1 protein-coding gene is annotated in these 1,114 nt (G+C 38.0%); it reads right to left on the minus strand.

Annotated features, from left to right (window positions below):
* A partial coding sequence (locus tag EFT72_RS18860) for an ISNCY family transposase (protein ID WP_124068456.1) occupies positions 1–986 on the minus strand: 986 nt, incomplete at its 3' end.
* Between the last annotated feature and the right edge of the window lie 128 nt (positions 987–1,114).

Consider the following 1,114-nt stretch of genomic DNA (forward strand, 5'->3'; position numbering starts at 1 on the left):
AACACAGATTTGATACTATCAATAGGTAATGCGAACTGCTTATTAAATTTCTTTATATAGGTGAGGAGAAATTGATTGGCTTGCTGAATGCTTGTTACATTCGCAAGTCGGAGTTCAACAGGAAGGCGGGATTGAAGAGTGCCAAACATTCTTTCAACCCGCCCTTTTGCTTGTGCAACGCTGGATGTACGAATGTCGATTCCTAATTGTTTACAGGCATAACCAAACTGAGTAAAAGTATCCTTCTCTACAGAGGTTTCATGTTTCTTTTTGTATTCAAATACAGTTCGTTTATCTGTGAAAAACTGATATGGAATGCCATAATTACTTAGAACCTGATAAAGAACATGATAATAGCCATTTAAAGTTTCCTGCTCATCAAAATATGCACCAACAATCTGTCCTAAGGCATCATCAACAGCGATGTGGAGCTGTGTTTTGGTTTCTCCAAACCAAAGGTGTAGGGACGCATCCATTTGAAGCATTTCACCGAAATACGTACATCTGGGGTGCCTTGGATGGGAATCCTCAAGATCCATGATGGAACTTTGAATAATAGCTGCTTTCTTTTTGGACTTAGTCCTTGATTGGATAGCCTTTAATGCTTTCTTTACCGCTTTCTTTGATGAGCGGTTTGCTTTAGGAGAAAGGATATATTCCTTTCTAAGAATAGAAGTAATGGCACTGACAGATACACTGATATGTTCTCTTTCTTTGAGAAGTTCAGAGTAATGGGTCAGATTGCAGTCACTGTACTTGGTACGATATAAGTCCAGGATTAACTGTTTGGTATCTGTAGGAAGGGTAATGGCCGGCTGTCGCCCGCGGTTACCATGAATAAAGAAAGACTTACCTTGTTCTTGATAGCCCTTTATTAAGCGATTGATGTGTCGATCTGAACAACCTATTTTAAGCGCAGCTGTTTTTTTATTGCCATTTGTGTCTACGAGTTTTTTAATGACCTCGTACTTTTGGTTTTCATCCATTGTTAGTAATACCTTTCTGATTGTGTCCACCTCATTTCTAAGTCATGAGGTTCTATTATAATATATGAACTACTAATTGGGACATAATCATTTGTGATACACTAGGACATTATCATAAATGAATCATA

It is taken from the genome of Clostridium sp. E02 (assembly GCF_003833015.1).
Taxonomy (GTDB): domain Bacteria; phylum Bacillota; class Clostridia; order Lachnospirales; family Lachnospiraceae; genus Lacrimispora.